13 protein-coding genes are annotated in these 17,885 nt (G+C 33.7%); 7 read left to right on the top strand and 6 right to left on the bottom strand.

What is annotated here, in order from left to right:
• The first annotated feature begins 1 nt into the window (after position 1).
• The 6 genes from C8C87_RS13020 (at position 2) to queG (ending at position 7,291) form a co-directional block, all read left to right on the top strand.
• Positions 2–547: a cytochrome c gene (locus C8C87_RS13020; protein WP_121342883.1), complete on the top strand. Its 546-nt coding sequence runs from the start codon at positions 2–4 to the stop codon at positions 545–547.
• A gap of 27 nt (positions 548–574) precedes the next feature.
• Positions 575–2,050, top strand: coding sequence for a quinol:cytochrome C oxidoreductase (locus C8C87_RS13015; RefSeq protein ID WP_121342882.1), 1,476 nt, complete (start codon positions 575–577; stop codon positions 2,048–2,050).
• A gap of 19 nt (positions 2,051–2,069) precedes the next feature.
• Positions 2,070–3,224, top strand: coding sequence for a cytochrome c oxidase subunit II (locus tag C8C87_RS13010; RefSeq protein WP_121342881.1), 1,155 nt, complete (start codon positions 2,070–2,072; stop codon positions 3,222–3,224).
• A 29-nt stretch (positions 3,225–3,253) separates the two neighbouring features.
• The gene (locus C8C87_RS13005; protein WP_099714293.1) at positions 3,254–5,050 is read left to right on the top strand and encodes a cbb3-type cytochrome c oxidase subunit I; all 1,797 of its coding nucleotides are present in this window, start codon (positions 3,254–3,256) and stop codon (positions 5,048–5,050) included.
• A gap of 155 nt (positions 5,051–5,205) precedes the next feature.
• Positions 5,206–6,228: a Holliday junction branch migration DNA helicase RuvB gene (gene ruvB / locus C8C87_RS13000; protein ID WP_099714294.1), complete on the top strand. Its 1,023-nt coding sequence runs from the start codon at positions 5,206–5,208 to the stop codon at positions 6,226–6,228.
• Between the two features lie 142 nt (positions 6,229–6,370).
• Positions 6,371–7,291: a tRNA epoxyqueuosine(34) reductase QueG gene (gene queG, locus C8C87_RS12995; RefSeq protein WP_121342880.1), complete on the top strand. Its 921-nt coding sequence runs from the start codon at positions 6,371–6,373 to the stop codon at positions 7,289–7,291.
• Between the two features lie 7 nt (positions 7,292–7,298).
• On the opposite strand, the gene C8C87_RS12990 is transcribed toward queG, so the two are convergent.
• From C8C87_RS12990 to C8C87_RS12965, 6 genes are all read right to left on the bottom strand, one after another.
• Positions 7,299–8,339 (bottom strand): LacI family DNA-binding transcriptional regulator, encoded by a 1,041-nt coding sequence (locus tag C8C87_RS12990; protein ID WP_121342879.1) that lies wholly within the window; start codon positions 8,337–8,339, stop codon positions 7,299–7,301.
• Positions 8,340–8,572: 233 nt separating this feature from the next.
• A complete protein-coding gene (locus C8C87_RS12985) occupies positions 8,573–9,592 on the bottom strand; it encodes a LacI family DNA-binding transcriptional regulator (RefSeq protein WP_121342878.1) in 1,020 nt (339 codons plus the stop codon).
• Between the two features lie 127 nt (positions 9,593–9,719).
• Positions 9,720–11,465 carry an alpha-glucosidase gene (locus tag C8C87_RS12980; protein ID WP_121343375.1) on the bottom strand — a complete coding sequence of 582 codons (1,746 nt, stop codon included), beginning with the start codon at positions 11,463–11,465 and terminating at the stop codon, positions 9,720–9,722.
• A 77-nt stretch (positions 11,466–11,542) separates the two neighbouring features.
• Positions 11,543–12,445: a carbohydrate kinase gene (locus C8C87_RS12975; protein ID WP_121342877.1), complete on the bottom strand. Its 903-nt coding sequence runs from the start codon at positions 12,443–12,445 to the stop codon at positions 11,543–11,545.
• Positions 12,438–13,769, bottom strand: a complete 1,332-nt coding sequence (locus C8C87_RS12970) for a sugar porter family MFS transporter (protein WP_121342876.1) — start codon at positions 13,767–13,769, stop codon at positions 12,438–12,440. Before C8C87_RS12970 ends, C8C87_RS12975 begins: the two co-directional genes overlap by 8 nt.
• 50 nt (positions 13,770–13,819) lie before the next feature.
• Complete coding sequence (locus C8C87_RS12965) at positions 13,820–15,409, bottom strand: glycoside hydrolase family 32 protein (RefSeq protein WP_121342875.1); 1,590 nt, start codon at positions 15,407–15,409, stop codon at positions 13,820–13,822.
• 196 nt (positions 15,410–15,605) lie between these two features.
• Here C8C87_RS12965 and C8C87_RS12960 point away from each other — a divergent pair, with 196 nt between their 5' ends.
• A complete protein-coding gene (locus tag C8C87_RS12960; RefSeq protein ID WP_121342874.1) occupies positions 15,606–17,612 on the top strand; it encodes a glycoside hydrolase family 65 protein in 2,007 nt (668 codons plus the stop codon).
• Positions 17,613–17,885: the final 273 nt, after the last annotated feature.

Raw genomic sequence — 17,885 nt, 5'->3', positions numbered from 1 at the left:
TATGAAAAGCGTATATAAAATAACACTTTTATTTGGCATAACTATTTTAGTTTCATCTTGCCATAATAATGCGGAACCAAACTATCAGTATTTTCCAAATATGTATGAATCAGTAGGGTATGAAACTTATTCTGAATCAAATGCATTTAAAGACGGTAAAGAAGGTCAACTTCCAGCTGCAGGAACTATCAACAGAGGGTTTGAACCTTTTGAATATGAAAATTCTACTGCAGGATATGAGTTAGCAAAAGCAAATCTTAAATCGCCGTTGGATTCTTTAAGCAGAGACTCTGATAAAGGAAAAGAGCTTTTTGAAATATATTGTATCAGTTGCCATGGTGCTTCTGGTAACGGAAAAGGAAAGCTTGTAGAAAGAGAAAAATTTCTGGGTGTTCCTAGTTATAAAGATAGAGTTATCACTGAAGGAAGTATTTTTCATGTTATAACTTATGGTTTAAATTCAATGGGTTCGCATGCCAACCAATTGAGTGTCCATGAACGTTGGTTAGTTACTGACTATGTTCTAAAACTAAAAAGCGAATTATAATTGTTGAACAAACTGATCGTAATAGATATGTATACATTTTCAAGTAAATTAAAAACTTTTTCTTTCATCTTAATGGCTGTAGGTCTTTTAGGAATTGGATATGGTTTTTTAACTGCACCTAAAGATATTCAAGAAGTTGAAAAGCTTCTTGCGGCCGAAAGTCATGGTGGTCATGGTGAAGCTAAACATGAAGGGGCTGCTGCTGCTGAACCTTCCCATGAAGCTGCTGCTACCCATAGTGAAGCTACCGAAGAGAAAAAAATCGAGGAATCTCACGAAGCTGTTGCTCCAACAGGTGATACAACTAAAGTTGCTGAAGAAGCACATGCTGAACCAGTTCACGCTGAAGCAGCTGTTAAAAAAGAAGGTCACGATGTTAGTGAAGAAGCGGAACATACGGAGCATTTGAATCATGTGTTACACCAACTGCAAAACAAACCTTGGTCTGCTTTATATGTTGCTTGTATTTTCTTTATGCTTGTTTCTCTTGGAGTTTTAGTTTTTTATGCAATTCAACAAGTAGCTCAGGCTGGATGGTCTCCAGTATTATTTAGAGTTATGCAGGGTATAACATCTTATTTACCAGTTGGTTCTGTTATCTTTTTTGTTATTCTAATATTATGTGGATTACACTTTAATCACATTTTTATATGGTTAGATCCTGAAGTTGTTGCTCATGATAAACTAATCGCTAATAAAACAGGTTATTTAAACTTTCCTTTTTGGATCGTTAGAGCGGCTATATTTTTGACAGGTTGGAGTTTATACCAATATTTTTCAAGAAAAAACTGTTTGGCTCAAGATGAATCAAATGACAACTCATTTTACAAGAAAAACTTCAACATATCAGCAATGTTTTTAGTTTTCTTTATAGTATCAGAATCTATAATGTCTTGGGATTGGATAATGTCTATTGACCCGCATTGGTTCAGTACATTATTTGGATGGTATGTATTTGCTAGCTTCTTTGTTAGTGGAATTACTACAATTGCTTTAGTTACTTTATACCTAAAATCTAGAGGATATTTAGAGCATGTAAATACAAGTCATATACACGATTTAGCAAAATTCATGTTTGGATTAAGTGTATTCTGGACATATTTATGGTTCTCACAATTCATGTTGATATGGTATGCAAATATTCCTGAAGAGGTAACATATTTTATCACTAGAATTGAATTGTATAATCTTCCATTCTTTGGTGCTGTAGTAATGAATTTTTTATTCCCTTTATTAATATTAATTAATACAGATTTCAAGAGAATTACTTGGGTACTAGTTATGGCAGGAATTGTAATACTAGCAGGTCATTATATTGATTTCTTTAATATGATTATGCCGGGAACTGTAGGAGACAGATGGTTTATTGGTATACCTGAAATAGCATCCGTTCTTTTCTTCTTAGGATTATTTATTTATGTTGTTTTCACAGCGTTAACTAAAGCTCCTTTGTTAGCAAAAAGAAATCCTTTCATAGAAGAAAGTAAACATTTTCATTATTAATATTTAAAGAAAAAAACAGATGACAAGTTTGTTGGTAATCATAGTTTTAGTTTTATTAGCTGTTGCTTTATGGCAATTGACTAAAATATTCGACCTGACGCAAGTTGGATCTAATTCAGATAGTTCAGAAATAGCTACAGATAACGATAATAACGTTCAAGGTTATTTGATGTTTGGTTTCTTGGCTTTCATTTATATTTTTTCAATTTACGGATTGTTTAAATGGGGACCTCTTGTTCTTCATACGCCAGCTTCTGCACATGGTGGTGAAGTAGATAATTTAATGAATATTACATGGGTTCTTATTTTTATAGTTCAGGCTATTACTCAAGTATTGTTGCATTATTTTGCTTTCAAATACAGAGGAAAAAAAGATCAAAAAGCACTTTATTTTGCTGATAATAATAAGTTAGAAGCTATTTGGAGTGTTATTCCAGCTGTAGTTTTAGCAGGATTGATTCTTTATGGTCTTTTCGCTTGGACAAATATTATGTTTGTTGATGAAGATGAGGATACTATAGTTATTGAATTGTATGCTCAACAGTTCAACTGGAAAGCTAGATATTCAGGTAATGATAATGTATTAGGTAAAGCTAATGTTAGATTTATTGAAGGTGCAAATGCTGTAGGTGTCGATTTAGCTGATCCATATGCACAAGATGATATTGTTGTAACAGAATTGCATATCCCTAAAGGTAAAAAAATTCTTTTCAAAATGCGTTCTCAAGATGTTTTGCACTCAGCATACATGCCTCACTTTAGAGCACAGATGAACTGTGTTCCTGGTATGGTTACACAATTTGCTTTTGAGCCAATATACACTACTGCAGAGTATAGAGAATTGCCATTTATGGTAGAAAAAGTAGCTAATATAAATGCTTTAAGATCTAAGAAAAGTATAGAGTTAGTTGCTAAAGGTGAAACTGCTTTAGATCCTTACACATTTGATTACTTATTGCTTTGTAATAAAATTTGTGGAGCATCACATTATAACATGCAAATGAAAATTATTGTAGACACACCGGAAGACTATAAAGCATGGTTGAAAGATAAAGCTACAATTGTAAGTGAAGTAAAAGCTGCAATGGCTGAACCTGCTGCTACTGATGGAGCATCTGGTACAGATTCTATAAAAGCAAAAGATACTGCAGCGGTTGCCGTAACCATGAAATAATTAATAAGAAAAATTTAAAGTAAACATATATGTCAGCAGAAGGTCACGATCACGCAATAGATCACGAACACGAACATCACCATAAAGACACTTTTATTACTAAATATATTTTTAGTATTGACCATAAAATGATTGCCAAACAATACCTAATTACGGGTATCATCATGGGAATTATTGGAGTAGGAATGTCTATGCTATTTAGAATGCAATTAGCATGGCCAGAAGAATCATTTAAAATTTTCAATATTTTACTTGGTGATAAATTTGCTCCAAACGGAGTAATGACAAATGATATTTATTTGGCATTGGTTACTATACACGGAACTATTATGGTATTCTTTGTATTAACCGCCGCTTTAAGTGGTACTTTTAGTAACTTATTGATACCGCTTCAGATTGGTGCACGAGATATGGCATCAGGTTTTATGAATATGATATCATACTGGTTGTTTTTCTTGTCTAGTATAATCATGGTTAGTTCGCTTTTTGTTGAAGCAGGACCAGCATCTTCAGGATGGACAATTTATCCTCCTTTGAGCGCATTGCCACAAGCTATCCCAGGTTCAGGTTTAGGGATGACTTTATGGTTGGTTTCTATGGCTATCTTTATTGCATCTTCATTGATGGGTTCTTTGAATTACGTTGTAACGGTAATTAATTTAAGAACTAAAGGTATGACTATGACTAGATTGCCTCTTACAATTTGGGCTTTCTTTGTTACAGCAATTATTGGTATCGTTTCTTTCCCTGTTCTTTTATCTGCAGCTTTATTGTTGATTTTCGATAGAAGTTTTGGAACTTCATTCTTCTTATCTGATATTTATATTGCTGGAGAAGTATTGCATTATCAAGGTGGTTCACCAGTATTGTTCGAGCACTTATTTTGGTTCTTAGGACACCCTGAAGTTTATATCGTTTTATTACCTGCTTTGGGTATTACTTCGGAAGTTATTGCAACAAATTCACGTAAACCAATTTTTGGTTACAGAGCAATGATTATGTCAATTTTGGCAATTGCTTTCTTATCAACAATTGTTTGGGGACACCACATGTTTATCTCAGGTATGAATCCATTTTTAGGATCTGTATTTACGTTTACGACATTATTGATTGCGATTCCATCTGCAGTAAAAGCGTTTAATTACATCACAACACTTTGGAAAGGTAACTTACAGTTGAATCCGGCTATGTTGTTTTCAATTGGTTTAGTTTCTACATTTATTACAGGTGGTTTGACGGGAATTATTCTTGGAGACAGTACGCTTGATATTAATGTTCATGATACGTACTTTGTTGTAGCTCACTTTCACTTAGTAATGGGTATTTCTGCTCTTTACGGAATGTTTGCTGGTATTTACCACTGGTTCCCAAGAATGTTCGGAAGAATGTTAAACAAGAACCTTGGATATGTACACTTTTGGGTAACTGCAATCTGTGCTTATGGAGTTTTCTTCCCAATGCACTTTATCGGATTAGCTGGTTTACCAAGACGTTACTATACAAACACAAACTTCCCATTATTTGATGATTTACAAAACGTAAACGTTTTAATTACAACATTTGCATTAATTGGAGGAGTTTTTCAATTGGTTTTCTTATACAACTTTTTCGTTAGTATCTTCTACGGTAAAAAATCTGTAATGAATCCTTGGAAATCGAATACATTAGAATGGACAGCACCAGTTGAACACATGCACGGTAACTGGCCAGGTGAAATCCCTCACGTATATCGTTGGCCTTATGACTACAGTAATCCAGCACACGATGTGGATTTTGTACCTCAAAACGTTCCAATGAAAGAAGGTGAAGAAGTTTTACATCACTAAAATATAAAGAAAAGCCTCTGCGAAAGTAGAGGCTTTTTTTGTGGCGTTTATTATTCTTGTTTCTCTTGTCGTACTTTTTGTTCAGATACCTTTTTAATTTTTAGCATTTAAAATTTAAAATTTATAATTCAAAATTGCTTTGCTATCTTTGTTACATGAATGAAAATTTAGACCCAACATCAAACAGTTACAATTCCGAAGAACTTGATCTTGAAAAAAAATTAAGACCGCTTTCTTTTGATGATTTTGCAGGACAAGACCAAATATTAGAAAATCTAAAAGTTTTTGTGCAAGCTGCAAACCAACGAAATGAAGCGCTTGATCACACGCTGTTTCATGGCCCACCGGGTTTAGGAAAAACTACTTTAGCTAATATTCTAGCTAATGAACTTCAAGTAGGAATCAAAATTACATCTGGTCCGGTTTTAGACAAGCCAGGGGATTTAGCTGGTTTATTGACTAATCTTGAAGAAAGAGATGTTTTGTTTATTGATGAAATTCATCGTTTGAGCCCTATAGTTGAGGAGTATTTGTACTCTGCTATGGAGGATTTCAAAATTGACATCATGATTGAATCAGGGCCAAATGCAAGAACTGTCCAAATCAATCTAAACCCATTCACATTGATTGGAGCCACCACGCGTTCCGGTTTATTGACGGCTCCTATGAGAGCTCGTTTTGGAATATCTTCCCGTTTACAATATTATACAACGGAGCTATTAACCACAATTGTGGAAAGAAGTGCTACCATTTTTAAAATGCCTATATCAATGGAAGCTGCCATTGAAATTGCAGGTAGAAGCAGGGGAACACCCCGTATTGCTAACGCACTGTTGCGCCGAGTGCGTGATTTTGCCCAGATAAAAGGAAATGGTACAATTGATATAGAAATTGCCCGATACGCCTTAAAAGCGCTTAATGTTGATGCGCATGGCTTAGATGAAATGGACAATAAAATTTTGACCACAATCATCGATAAATTCAAAGGTGGACCGGTTGGTTTAACTACTTTGGCGACAGCCGTATCCGAAAGCAGCGAAACAATCGAGGAAGTCTATGAGCCGTTTCTGATTCAGGAAGGATTTATCATGCGAACACCACGAGGTAGAGAAGTTACGGACAAAGCTTACAAGCATTTAGGGAAATTAAATACAAACATTCAAGGAGGTTTATTCTAATTTTTTAGGAGCTATTTCCTGCTATCCGCTATATTCCCGATTAACAAAAACTACAGCTAAAAAAGCCTTGTTTTTCTAAACCGGGAGATTCCGCTGCTATCAGGGCTAGGGAATCCATTTATTAACTTCTATTTTTATAAGCATCAACCACAAGGCTACATATACGCAATTTATCAAATCCGAAGCACAGCGTCTCGGCTTTTTATCTTGTGGAATATCCAAAGCCGGCTTTTTAGAACAAGAAGCACCACGTTTAGAAAACTGGTTAAAGAACAACAGGAATGGTCAAATGTCCTATATGGAAAACCATTTTGACAAGCGTCTAAATCCAACTTTACTGGTTGATGATGCTAAAAGTGTAGTTTCCTTGCTGCTTAATTATTACCCTGAGCAACTTCAAAATCCAGATTCTTATAAAATTTCAAAATATGCGTATGGGCAGGATTATCATTTTGTAATTAAAGAAAAATTAAAAGAATTTTTATTTTCTATTCAATCAACAATAGGAGAAGTTTCCGGTCGTGCCTTTGTAGACTCGGCTCCAGTACTCGATAAAGCTTGGGCTGCCAAAAGTGGTTTAGGTTGGATAGGCAAAAACAGTAATTTATTGACGCAAAAAGTAGGTTCTTTTTACTTTATTGCAGAACTCATTATCGATTTAGATTTAGACTACGACAATCCAACAACAGATCATTGTGGCACTTGTACAGCTTGTATTGACGCTTGTCCTACTGAGGCCATAGTTGCGCCTTATGTAGTTGACGGCAGCAAGTGTATTTCTTATTTCACGATTGAATTAAAAGAGAATATTCCTCAAGAAATGAAAGGAAAGTTTGCTGATTGGGCTTTTGGATGTGATGTTTGTCAGGATGTTTGTCCTTGGAATAAGTTTTCAAAAGCACATAATGAACCTCTATTTAACCCAAATCCAGAATTACTTTCCATGTCAAAAAAGGATTGGATTGAAATTACCGAAGAAACATTTAAAGCTGTATTTAAAAATTCGCCACTAAAAAGAGCTAAGTTTCAAGGAATAAAAAGAAATATTGATTTTTTAGAATAATAGTATCTTACAATTCAATTTTTTTGAATTTTATAGAAGATTCTCTAACGATAACGTTAGTTTCTAATTCAACAGTTCTTGGTGTAAAAGGAATTCCTTCTTTATGACAATTCATTTCTTCTAGCAATAAGTTAAAAGATTCAATTCCCATTTCATGACTTGGCTGATTCACAGTGCTTAATTTTGGTGTCAATACTTGTGACATAAACCAATTACTAAACCCAATTACGGCTACTTGTTCAGGTACATTGATTTTATTTTCATTGAAATAGGCTAGTGTACCTACTGCAACCAAATCTGTAATTGCAAAAATACCATCGATGTCAGGATGCTCATCAATAATTTGCTTTGCAAAATCTCTCCCTTCTTCAAAAGTTACGGTTTCACAAGTATAGACTAATTTATTGTCAAAAGGAATATTGTTTTTTTCTAACGCTTTTTTGTAACCGATGTATCGGTCTATCGCGTTTTGAGGATTCAATGGGCCACGAATATGTGCGATTTTCTTGCAGCCATTATCAATTAAGTGTTGGACCGCATTAAAGGCTGCTTTTTGGTCGTCAATTACCACTTTTGAGCATTTAGAAAGCTTGGCAATCTTGTCAAACATCACAAAAGGAATATTTCTATTCATTATTTCTTTAATGTGATCGTCATTGTTGGATTCATTAGATAGTGACATAATAATGCCATCTACTCTCTTGTTTATAAGGAGTTCTACTTGTTTTTTTTCTAAAGCCAACGTTTCATTAGACTGTAAAATGATAACGAGATATCCATTTTTTTCGGCTTCATTAATAATGGCATTTACCACATTTGAAAAAAAGTGATGTACTACTTCAGGGATAATTAAACCAATGGTTTTTGATTCTTTTGTTCTTAAATTTACAGCAAAACTATTAGGGGTGTAATGTAGTTTTTGAGCAAGTTCAATTACCGCATTCTTAGTTTTTTCACTAACATCCGGATAGTTTTTCAGCGCTTTTGAAACAGTGGTTATTGAAATTCCCAGTTTTGTTGCAATTTCTTTAAGAGTAATATCTTTCATGAATCGAATTTCTACGTATTTAATTTTAGGAAAATATTTTTAGAAATGACTTTATTTTAAGTCTCCATGTGTTTAGTTTATGCCTATAAAAACTGACTCTAACTTAAAATATTCGTTACCAAGATATTAATTTTTATCTTATTTCTGGGTTTTTTATCAAAATAAACAAATTAATATTGATTCGTTAAATTAGATAAACATGGACTTGTTTTTTATTGAAGGATTCCATTTTTTTATGTAGATTCTCTTTCAATTATGTTAGTTTCTAATTCAATTGACTGAAAAAGAACTGGTAAATTATTCTTTTTTAGATTGATTTCATCAAATAAAATCGACGCAGACTTTCTTCCAATTTCAAAACCGGGTTGGTCGATTGTTGAAAGTTTTGGTGATATAACGCTTGACATGAACCAATTACTGAAACCTAAAACTGCAATTCGTTGCGGAATAGAAATCCCTGTTTCATTGAAGTATTTAATGATTCCAATGGCGACTAAATCAGTAACGGCAAAAATTGCATCAATTTCGGGATGTTCATCAATCACTTTTTTAGCATTTTCATAACCATCTTCAAAATCCGTGTTGTTGTCACATACAAAAACAAGAGAGGAATCATAAGGAATACCGTTGTCTTCGAGTGCTTTTTTGTATCCTAAAAAGCGATCAATAGCATTTTGGGGTAAATAAGAACCTCTAAAATGAGCTATTTTTTTGTACCCTTTTTTTATAAGAAAGCTAACAGCATCATAAGCCGCTTTTTTATCATTAATAGTTACTTTTGAACAATTAACAAGTTTGGCAATTTTATCAAAAAGCACCAGTGGGGTATTATGAGAAATAATCGATTTTAAATGTTCAAAATCCCCAGTTTCATTGGACAAGGAAATTAAAATTCCGTCGACTCTTTTATTTAATAATAGATCGATTTGTTTTTTTTCAAACTCTAATTTTTCATTGGATTGTAAAATAATAACCAAGTAATCCCTCTTCTCAGCCTCTTCAAGAATTCCTTTAATTACATTTGAAAAAAAATCATGAACAAGTGTAGGGATTATCAATCCTATGGTTTTTGATTCTTTTGTTCTAAGGTTTACGGCAAAACTGTTTGGAGTATAATGCAGTTTTTGAGCAAGTTCAATTACCGCTTTTTTTGTTTTTTCACTTACGTCTGAGTATCCTTTTAATGACTTTGAAACAGTTGTTATAGAAATCCCTAATTGTGCGGCAATTTCTTTGAGAGTGGGATTATTCATAGTTCAATACTCTATTTGTAAAAGCCAAAAAAACTGCTTCTTGAAAACGAATTTACAATTTATTTGTTGTAAATCAATTTTCAAAAAACAGTTTGTTAATTATAGACTGTTTTGAAGTGTTTAATTTTTATTTGAGTTCAATTATTACCGCTTCAAATGGACGTAAAACATTCTTTTTAAAATTTTTAGTCCCCGTATAATTGTCTAAAATAATTTTAGATTTACTAGTAGAAACCCCTATGTTAAAAGCAGATTTTTTCTCGGAAAAATTCAATAAAACCAATATTTTTTTACCTTCTAACTCTCTAATATATGCAAATACATTAGGGTTTTCTCTGTCAAGGAGAGTATATTTCCCATATACAAAAGCAGGTTCCTTTTTGCGTAATTGTACTAATGTTCTAAAATAGTTTAAGGTTGAATTTGGGTCTTTTTCTTGTGCTTCGGCATTTATTATCGTATAATTTGGGTTTACTTTCAACCAAGGTTTTCCGGTAGTAAATCCTGCATTTTTAGTTGTGTCCCATTGAAAAGGTGTTCTTCCATTTTCCCTTGAAGTTTGTTTTTGGCCTTCTAAAAAAGCTTTCAAATCGCCTCCTTTATTTTTTAATCCAATGTATTTATTTCGGGTATCCACATCGTGATAATCTTCTATAGAATCAAAGCGAATGTTAGTCATTCCTAATTCGTCACCATAATAATAATAGGGAGTTCCGCGCATGGTCATTACAAATGTAGAAAGCATCTTTGAAGAGATTTCTCTGAATTCAGGAGTGTCATTGCCAAATTTACTTACCATTCTGGGTTGGTCGTGATTGGCCAGGAAAATCGAAAGCCAACCTTTATCTTTAAAGGTTTCATCATACCTTGAAAAAATATCTTTGTATTTAACAAGACCAAAATCATTGATGTGCTTACCAATGTCAACGCTTTCAAAATGATAGGCCATGTTTAATTCTTTTCGGTCAGGATCTACAAACAGCATTGCATCTTCTGGAGTACTTCCGGCACCTTCGGCAACGGTCATAATATCATATTTACTAAAAACTTCGCGGTTCATTTCCTGTAAATAATCATGTAGATGCGGGCCAACTCCGTAGTATTTTATGATGTTTTTCTCATATCCTTTTGGTAATTCTGGCCATGTAGTATCTTTTGAAGCAAACTGAAAAGCATCCATTCTAAAACCATCAATCCCTTTGTCTAACCAAAAACGCATCATTTCATATATTTCTTGTCTTAGCTTTGGATTTTCCCAATTTAAATCGGGCTGCTTTTGGGAAAAATAATGCAAATAATAGGCGTCAGTTTGTGCGTCATATTTCCAGGCATCGCTATTCACATCAAAAAAACTCCATCGGTAAGGTGGTTTTCCTTTTTCGGCTGGCCACCAATGGTAGTAATCGCGGTATTTATTGTCTCTTGAATTTCTGGATTGTTTGAACCATTCGTGCTCATCGCTGCTATGATTTACCACTAAATCCATGATGAGTTTGATCCCGCGTTCATGCATCCCTTTTAGCAAAAGATCAAAGTCTTCCATAGTCCCAAAATCTGTCATGATTTGTCTATAGTCACTGATGTCATACCCATTATCATCATTTGGAGAGGTATAAATCGGATTAAGCCAAACCGCATCGATTCCTAGGCTTTTTATATAATCTAATTTTGAAATGATTCCTTTTAAATCCCCAACTCCATCGCCGTCACTGTCTTTGAAGCTTCTAGGATATACTTGGTACACAACAGCTTCTTTCCACCATTTGGTATCATTTTTTTGACTTGTTTTTACAAACTTGTTTTGAGCTGATGTGCTCTCAGCAGAAAATAGTGTAAGAGCAGAAAACAAGCATAATGAGAGAATAGGTTTCATAGCTGTTTGTGTTAATAGTTTTTTTACTGTATTTGTTTGTAAGTATTTTGATGCCAGCACTGTGTGATTTGTTGATTTTATATTGGACTCATAAAAGCATTGATTTCTTTACTGGAAATTTTTGGATTTGCGCCTTCGTTTTTTGCTACAATCGCACCTAAAGCACAAGCAAAATCAATCGCTTCTTGGGGATTCACATTATTTAATAGTTTAGAAATTAATCCAGCTAAAAAGGAATCTCCTGAGCCTACAGTATCAACAACATCAATTTTATAGCCACTATTGTAGTACATTTTTCCATTATAATACAAAACTGCGCCATGACTTCCTTTGGTTACACAAATGTGTTTTGTGTTTGTCTGTTCAGCAATAAAAAGTATGTTTTGTTCCAATGAATGATAGGGGGAATTCATAAAAGCACTTATTTCATACAATTCATCATCATTGAATTTTATAAAATCAGACTGCATCATCAAATTAATCAGGATTTCCTTGGTGTAAAAAGGAGCACGCAAATTAACATCGAAAACTGCGTATTTTGCATAATTTATTATTTCTAAAAGTGAACTTTGTGAGACAGAATCTCTACATACAAGACTCCCAAAAACAAGTGCGTCCGCTTTTTTGACCATGATTTCGTCTTCCGGAATACAAACAATTTTATCCCAAGCAACCGGGTAATTTATGGTGTATGAAGCAGAACCCTTTTCATTTAATTTTACAATTACTTCTCCAGTGTGAAAAACTTCATCAACTTGAATCGAAGTAGTATCCACGCCATTTGCCCGAACATAGTCTACTAATTCTTGGCCTATTGCATCTTTGCCAATTCGGCTAATTATATGCGTATTCACTCCAAGTGATGCTAGTCTTAATGCGACATTCAATGGTGCGCCGCCAATTTTTCTGTGTGTTGGAAAAACATCAAATAATACTTCTCCAAAACAAACGATGCTGAGTTTTTCTTTGAAATTATTCATTATTAACCATTTTGTGTTCTAATTCTTCTAACGATAAACCTTTGGTTTCGGGCATCATAAACAATACAAAAACCAATTGTAAGACCATCATAAAAGCAAAAAATGCAAAGATTGGCCAAGGATTTATTTTGAATAAGTCAATGACTACTGGTCCGGCCAAAGTAATTAATGCAGCAAAAATCCAGTGAATTCCTGTCCCAAAAGATTGTCCGTTAGCTCTAACATTATTTGGAAATATTTCTGAAATGAATACCCAAATTACAGCACCCTGTCCAATAGCATGAGAAGCTATAAATAACATGATTGATGACATCAAAATGATAGGACCCAGATTATTGTAAAAGGCAAGAGCAACCATGCCTAAACTTATAATGTAACCTAAAGAGCCTATGATCATAAGTTGTTTTCGTCCTAAAACATCTATTAATCGCATTCCGGCAATGGTAAAAATTAAATTTGTTACTCCAATTAGGATGGAGTTCATTAAGGACTCTTTTGAACCTAATCCTGCCATTTCCAATATTTCCGGGGCATAGTACAGAATAAAATTAATTCCTGATAGTTGATTGAAAAAAGCCAGTAAAAAAGCTAAAATGATAGGCAGTTTGTATTTTTTTGAAAAGATAGATTCTTTTACAGAAGTCTCATTTAAATCTTTTTTGATTTCATGAAAACTTTCTAAAGCCTCTTCTTTGCTGTAAATCATTTCAAGGACTTTTATCCCTGCTGCGTCATCTCTTTTTTTCAAGATTAACCAACGTGGACTGTCCGGAATTTGTAAAACGATTATACTGTAAATAAATGCAGGAAGCGCAACAATACCAATCATCCAACGCCAGTCATTTTCTCCTCCAACACCTTCTAATAAATAATTAGAAAAGAAAGCAATCAAGATACCAAATACAATATTAAACTGAAATAATGTTCCTAATTTACCTCTGTTTTGTGGAGTGGAAATTTCTGAAATGTAAATAGGAGCTGCCACGGATGAGGCTCCAACACCAATACCGCCAATGAAACGGAAAAATGAAAACGTATAAGGATCTTGTGCAAATGCCGAACCTAATGCCGATACTAAAAATAGGATCCCAATCCAGAATAATGTTTTCTTCCTACCCCATTTATCACATGGAATTCCTCCTAATAATGACCCTAATACGGTTCCCCATAAAGCCATTGACATGATGAAAATTCCGTGAAATAATGGAGTGGTGTGCCATAATTCTTTGATGGGTAAATTGGCGCCAGATATTACAACGGTATCAAAGCCAAATAAAAATCCCGCAACAGCTACAGTAAGGGACCAGTTTCGAACGTTATTCATTTTTTATAATTTATGGTTAATAGTTTTGGTTTTATAAATAATTTGTATAGCTACCAGATTCCTTTGATTCTATGAACAGTAAGGTTTTTAATTTCTTGCTTTTCATTGGATTGGATGCTCAGTTTTGTATACGGTTTGTTCGGGAAAATTTGTTCAGTAAAGCTATATACTCCTTCATTTAGGAAAATTTCTATAGAGGACCAATCTAAAATAATTTGGTAGTCAATGGTTTCCGAAATGATACTTGGCGTTGCAGTTTTATGGATTTCTTTTCCAAAGTTTTCTTCGAAATTTACTATTCCGGAATGGCGTCTGTCTATCGAAAAGGTTTTTTGTGCAGCATCATAATTCAAAACCAAAGAATCATTTACTTCGTTAGAAAAAATCAGTTTTAAATTTTTTGAAGCGGCTTTAAATTTTATTTCAGATTGGTTGAAATTATCATAAGTAAAATTGATTTTTTGTTGTGGTTTAATAGGCATCAAATCCTTTGAAAACTCTGAAACCAACTGTTTTTTGAACGGCTCAACAGGGCTGTTTTTTAGAACATAACTATTGTTTATTTTTACCAAAGAAAGCTCTCGAGGCAATGTCATAGCGCTTCTCCAGTTTTTTGTAGGTGTATTTCTGGCATATAGCCAATTGCTCATCCATCCTAAAAATATTCTCTTGTTGTCTGGAGTATTGTTATAAGTAACTCCTGCATAATTATCGGTGCCGTTATCAATCCATTTAATGTCTTTTTGGGTAGTTTTAAAACTTTTTCCATCATAATCACCTACAAAATATTGTGTTCCGGAACCACCATTAGGCGCGCCAGGATTGATACTGATGAGTAAAACCCATTTTTCTTCTTTGGAACCGGCAACTTTTAATTTGAAAATATCAGGGCATTCCCAAACACCGCCATGAGCACCTATTTTTTTTCCAAATTCACTTTCGAATTTCCAATTAATTAAATTTTCAGAAGTGTAAAATTGAGCATGATCTCCGGCTACTAATACCATATTCCAAAGGTTAGTTTCACTGTTCCAAAAAACTTTTGGGTCTCTGAAATCCTTTAAAATAGAATTTTTGACAATAGGATTTTTTTCGTATTTCAACCAAGTTTCACCTTCATCTAGACTATAAGCTAATCCTTGCGTTTGATAATCTGTTCTGCTCGCTTTTTCGCCCGCCATGTCGTGATAGGTGAAAATCGCAATCATCGGTGGGTTTTCTTTAGTTCCTAAACCGGAAGTATTATTTAGATCCACCACAGCACTTCCTGAAAATATCATACCTAATTTATCAGGAAATAAAGCAATTTTTTTGTGTGTCCAATGAATTAAATCGGTGCTTGTGGCATGTCCCCAATGCATCGGTCCCCACACAATATCATCTGGATAATATTGATAAAATAAATGATAAATACCTTTATAATACACCATGCCGTTTGGGTCATTCATCCATTTTTTTTCTGGAGAAAAATGAAATTGTGGTCTAAACGGTTCTTTGTATTTCTCTGAAGAATCAATTTTTATTTTTTCAGAGGAGGTAATGGCAATAATTGCATTGCTTTCTTCTTTTTTACAAGAAAACAAGAATAATGTGCTGCCAAATAAGAAGAAAATCGATGCGATGTTATTTGCGAACTTCATTAAAAAAAGAATTTATTATTATATTATCTTCATAAAAATAGAATTCTATTTTTTAATTATTCAAAATAGTCTAATTAAAAACGTTTTCGATATGTCGAAAACGTTTTCGATTTGGATTCAATGTACTATATGGAACTATTCAATTTTTTAAGAAATAAATTATATAAGTTTGAAAATATTATTAAAAAATATAAATATGATTTCAACATTTAAGAGTCTAGTCTTCCTGCTTTTAACAGGTCCAATTGTTTTTGGACAAACTAAATCAGACGAATGGCATTTACAGGCAAATTCCAGAGAAAATTATTTTGGTGTAGCCATGGCAAATGGACAAATAGGAATTGTTACGGATGATACTCCTTTAAAAACAAAAGAAATTATTCTGAACGGAGTTTATGATGGTAGTCCTGAAAATGGAATTAGCAGAATTGTACGAGGAATTGAGTTTTTGAATCTGCATTTGAATATAAATAATCAAGAAATCAAATCAGATAATATTGACAATTGGAGTCAAGTAGTTTCTATGAAAGAAGGGACAAGTACCACTTCATTTTCATTTAAAGATTTAGCAACTATCAATTATACGATTTTGGCTAATAGAGCTGTTCCTTTTTCAGCAATGGCAATCGTCGAAATTACTCCAATTAAGGATATCGAAATTACCGCTAATAATTATATGGTAGTTCCAGATGAATTGAAAGGGGCTAAAAGTCAGTTTCGTGTTTTAAAAGACAATCAATATTTAATGCCAGTTTTTGGTACCGTCGCTAAAACGCTTACGGGGAAATATACGGTTGCGGCTTCAACAACATTTCTTTTTGACGGACAAGGTGAAACTTTGAAGCAAACCGGAAATGAAGTTGGCTTTACTAAAAAATTAATGAAGGGTAAAAAATACCGTTTTGCAGTTGCAGGAGGAATTTGCACTTCAAAGGATGTTACTGATCCTTTGAATGAATCCGAAAGACAGCCAATATATGCTTTACAGGAAGGAATTGATAAATTATTGAACCGTCACAAACAAGCTTGGGCTGAATTATGGAATACCGGTGATATTCAAATTGAAGGAGATCTTGATGCGCAACAACGGGTACGTTTTGCGTTGTACAACTTGTATTCATATATACGTCCGGAAACGAGGCAAAGTGTAGCTCCAATGGGATTATCATCGCAGGGATATAATGGTCATATTTTTTGGGACACGGAACTTTGGATGTATCCAACACTATTGGCTTTACAACCTGATATGGCAAAATCATGTTTAGATTATCGTTCAGACCGTTTGCAAAAAGCAAAACAAAAAGCTTTTATCTATGGATATAAAGGAGCAATGTATCCTTGGGAATCTGATGATACAGGTGAAGAAGCAACTCCAACTTGGGCATTGACAGGGATTTTTGAGCAACACATCACGGCGGATGTTTCGATTGCATTTTGGAATTACTACAGTTATACACAAGATAAATCATGGTTGAGAAAAGAATGGGCGGTTCTGAAAGAAACAGCAGATTTTTGGGTAAGCCGTGTAGTTAAAAATCAAGATGAAAGTTATTCTATTTTAAATGTAGTGGGTGCTGATGAATATGCGCAACACGTAGATGATAATGCCTTTACAAATGCTTCAGCAATTGAGTCTTTGAAAAATACGATTAAAGCGGCAACAATTTTGAATGAGCCAATCAATCCAAAATGGGCGGCAGTATCAGAGAAATTAGTTATTCACAGAGAGAATGGGATTACTCAAAATTATAAAGGATATCAAGGACAAATGATAAAACAAGCCGATGTGAATTTGTTAGCGTATCCTTTACATATAATTACAGACAAAGCCCAAATTGAAAAAGATTTGGAATACTATGCCGAGAAAATAGATAAAAAAGATGGTCCAGCGATGGCTTCCGGAGTTTTATCTGTTTTGTATGCACGATTAGGAGACAGAGAAAAAGCGTATAGTTATTTTGTAAAATCCTATTTGCCAAATAGCCGTCCGCCTTTTGGAGTGTTTTCGGAATCTGCAAATAGTAACAATCCATATTTTGCCACGGGAGCAGGAGCAATGCTTCAAGCCGTTATTTATGGTTTTGGCGGAGTGGAACAAACGGATATGGGATTGAAATACAATAAAGGATTGTTACCCAAACAATGGAAATCGTTAAAGATTATTGGTATTGGAGTTGACAATAAAACAATTGTTATTAAATAATTAAGTTAAAGTTTTTTTTGCCACGAATACATGATTCAATCTGTTTGTAATGGATTTAATTACTGTATTCGTGGCTTTTTTATTTCTATTTTTTTTAAGGATTTAATCAAGTAATGTTCTTAAACTCTAAACGTATTTATCTAATGAATTTTATGCGATGCAAAACAGGTTGATGTTTTTTGTGTAAAATATAGTGTTGGTGTAACTAAATCTTTAAATTTTATGTGTTTTTGTTATATTACTATATTTTTAGGGTTATGAAATGGGAAATAA

The sequence above is a fragment of the Flavobacterium sp. 120 genome, assembly GCF_003633605.1.
GTDB lineage: Bacteria > Bacteroidota > Bacteroidia > Flavobacteriales > Flavobacteriaceae > Flavobacterium > Flavobacterium algoritolerans.
This window is presented reverse-complemented; position numbering and strand designations above follow the sequence as displayed.

Bases quoted from the DNA above. Each gene is read 5' to 3' on its own strand.
- ruvB (WP_099714294.1), top strand. From the start codon at position 5,206: ATGAATGAAAATTTAGACCCAACATCAAACAGTTACAATTCCGAAGAA.
- C8C87_RS12975 (WP_121342877.1), bottom strand. From the start codon at position 12,445: ATGAATAATTTCAAAGAAAAACTCAGCATCGTTTGTTTTGGAGAAGTA.
- C8C87_RS13015 (WP_121342882.1), top strand. From the start codon at position 575: ATGTATACATTTTCAAGTAAATTAAAAACTTTTTCTTTCATCTTAATG.
- C8C87_RS12965 (WP_121342875.1), bottom strand. From the start codon at position 15,409: ATGAAGTTCGCAAATAACATCGCATCGATTTTCTTCTTATTTGGCAGC.
- C8C87_RS12970 (WP_121342876.1), bottom strand. From the start codon at position 13,769: ATGAATAACGTTCGAAACTGGTCCCTTACTGTAGCTGTTGCGGGATTT.
- C8C87_RS12960 (WP_121342874.1), top strand. From the start codon at position 15,606: ATGATTTCAACATTTAAGAGTCTAGTCTTCCTGCTTTTAACAGGTCCA.
- C8C87_RS13005 (WP_099714293.1), top strand. From the start codon at position 3,254: ATGTCAGCAGAAGGTCACGATCACGCAATAGATCACGAACACGAACAT.
- C8C87_RS12980 (WP_121343375.1), bottom strand. From the start codon at position 11,465: ATGAAACCTATTCTCTCATTATGCTTGTTTTCTGCTCTTACACTATTT.
- C8C87_RS13020 (WP_121342883.1), top strand. From the start codon at position 2: ATGAAAAGCGTATATAAAATAACACTTTTATTTGGCATAACTATTTTA.
- C8C87_RS12990 (WP_121342879.1), bottom strand. From the start codon at position 8,339: ATGAAAGATATTACTCTTAAAGAAATTGCAACAAAACTGGGAATTTCA.
- C8C87_RS12985 (WP_121342878.1), bottom strand. From the start codon at position 9,592: ATGAATAATCCCACTCTCAAAGAAATTGCCGCACAATTAGGGATTTCT.
- C8C87_RS13010 (WP_121342881.1), top strand. From the start codon at position 2,070: ATGACAAGTTTGTTGGTAATCATAGTTTTAGTTTTATTAGCTGTTGCT.